Here is a 2075-nt window from a genome sequence, read left to right as displayed (position 1 = left end):
GACGCTGATCTTGCAGCGGGCGTTGTGCGCGGTCGCGCTGTCGCTGGGCGGCCGCGCGGGAGCGCGGCTGACCCGGCAGCTGGCCGCGACCGTGAGTCGGATGACGTTGTTGCGCCAGATCCGGGCGTTGCCCGATCCTCCGTATCCGGTTCCGCGGGTGCTGGGCGTCGATGACTTCGCCCTGCGTCGCGGACACCATTACGGAACGATCCTGGTAGACATGCAGACCCGCCGCCCGATCGAGGTACTCGGCGATCGGACCGCCGAGACGCTCGCGGCCTGGTTGCGGGCCCACCCGGGCGTGGAGATCGTCTGCCGGGACCGAGCCGGTGCATACGCCGAAGGTGCTGCCGCTGGAGCGCCAGAGGCGCTGCAGGTGGCCGACCGATGGCATATCTGGCACAACCTCGGCGAAGCGGTCGAACGCACCGTGGCACGCCATCGCGCCGACCTGGCCGCCGCGACCGCCGATCCCGAACCGCAGAACCGGCCTGACATCACCGAGGTCGCCACCGAACTACATTGCGGGCCGGTCGCGCCCGATCAACGGCAGGACCGCACAGCGGTGCGCACTCGACAGCGCTGGGCCGAGGTCCATGCACTGCTGGCGCAGGGCGCGATGATCCGCGCGATCAGCCGCGAGCTCGGGCTGGCCCGCGGCACCGCGCGCCGCTTCGCCCGCGCCGAATCGGCTGATGAGCTGCTGGTCAACAACCGCACCGGATACCGCATCCGCGTGCTCGAGGAATACAAACCCGACCTGCATCGACGGTGGAACGAGGGCTGCACCAACGCAACTCAGCTGTTCGAAGAGATCAAGGCATGCGGCCTATCGGGGCAGCGAGAAAATGGTCCGCAACTATCTGCAGCCCTTCCGCGCTCTCGCGCAGATCCCGGCCGCGCCACCCAAGCCACCGATGGTCCGGAAGGTCGTCAGCTGGATCATGACCAACCCCGACGTTCTCGCTCCCGAGCACCAAACCCGCCTCGACGCGATCCTGGCAGCCAGCCCGGAACTTGCCGCGCTGACCGGACATGTCCGCAATTTCGCCGAGATCATGGGCCAGCGGCGTGGTCGAGATCTCGAACAGTGGATGGTCACCGTCGATAGCGACGACCAGCCGGCCCTACACTCGTTCGTCCGAGGCATGCGCCGCGACCAGGATGCGGTCACCGCCGGGCTGACCTTGTCCTGGAGCAGTGGAGCGGTCGAAGGGCACGTCAACCGCATCAAGATGCTCAAACCCGGCACGCATCATCACGAAATCTGTGCCAGATCCTGAATACTGACCCCCGCGTGGCATTACCCGTTCGTGGACGCGGTCGAGCCGCAGATCCGCGAGTTGTTGAAGGTGTATCCGACGATGCCGTCGACGGTGATCGCCGAGCGGATCGGGTGGACCCGCTCGGTGCGGGTGCTCTCGGGCCGGGTCGCGGAGTTGCGGACGCTGCAGGGCCTAGATCCAGCCGAAGGAGATTCGGGCATTCAACTGGCTTTCGAGGTCGCCGCATGCCGCGTAGCTGCGGGCGGCATCGGCCAGACGGGAATCGGCTCGAGACTCGTCGGCGTCACCGACAGCGAGAGCGACAGTTGCCGTGTGGTGGGCGACCAGTGCTGTGACCAGCGGATCCGCTGTCTGCTCGGCGAGGGTGTCCCAATGCCCGGCCATCAGGTCCGCGCTCTGTCGGGTCGGGATCATCACCGCAGCGATCATTCGCGAATACCCGGTCACCATGACCAGCACCGCCGACCGACCGGCCTGCCCGAAGCCGAGGAGGATCTCGACCTACGACGCCTGGTACCGCCACATCACCCTCGCCCTGCTCGCCCACACCTACCTCACGGTGACGGCCGCGGTTTCCCCAAAAGCGTTGACAGCATCCTCATTCCACTTACGCTCGGCGAAATCAAACGTCTCCTGGCACACCTGATCACCCCACTCCCGAACCCCACCAGGCTGCTCCGCTGGTCGACATACGGCAGACATAACCACATACACCGCGGGCCTGGAGGAATACCTCTCTGACCTAGCGAAGCAACCGCCCTGAACATCAGTTGGAGGCGCATCCTCCCT

2 protein-coding genes and 3 pseudogenes are annotated in these 2075 nt (G+C 66.5%); 4 read left to right on the top strand and 1 reads right to left on the bottom strand.

Annotated elements, in window-relative coordinates; genetic code table 11:
* Positions 1 to 100: 100 nt before the first annotated feature.
* The 3 genes and pseudogenes from ACWEKS_RS49165 to ACWEKS_RS49155 form a co-directional block, all read left to right on the top strand.
* Positions 101 to 448, top strand: a pseudogene (locus tag ACWEKS_RS49165) (ISL3 family transposase); the annotation flags it as partial.
* Positions 449 to 695: 247 nt separating this feature from the next.
* On the top strand, positions 696 to 1283 hold the full coding sequence (locus ACWEKS_RS49160; RefSeq protein WP_452346579.1) for a transposase: 588 nt from the start codon (positions 696 to 698) through the stop codon (positions 1281 to 1283).
* Positions 1284 to 1313: 30 nt separating this feature from the next.
* Positions 1314 to 1514, top strand: a pseudogene (locus ACWEKS_RS49155) (IS21 family transposase); the annotation flags it as partial.
* Here ACWEKS_RS49155 and ACWEKS_RS49150 read toward each other — a convergent pair.
* The gene (locus ACWEKS_RS49150; protein ID WP_452346578.1) at positions 1458 to 1703 is read right to left on the bottom strand and encodes a hypothetical protein; all 246 of its coding nucleotides are present in this window, start codon (positions 1701 to 1703) and stop codon (positions 1458 to 1460) included. The pseudogene ACWEKS_RS49155 and the gene ACWEKS_RS49150 sit on opposite strands and share 57 nt — an antisense overlap.
* Positions 1704 to 1776: 73 nt before the next feature.
* On the opposite strand from ACWEKS_RS49150, the pseudogene ACWEKS_RS49145 reads away from it, so the two are divergent.
* A pseudogene (locus ACWEKS_RS49145) lies at positions 1777 to 1932 on the top strand (IS701 family transposase); the annotation flags it as partial.
* Positions 1933 to 2075 lie beyond the last annotated feature (143 nt).

The sequence above is a fragment of the Nocardia sp. NPDC004711 genome (genome assembly GCF_053601595.1).
Note: the sequence above shows the minus strand (reverse complement) of the source record. Positions and strands in the feature narration are given on the sequence as shown.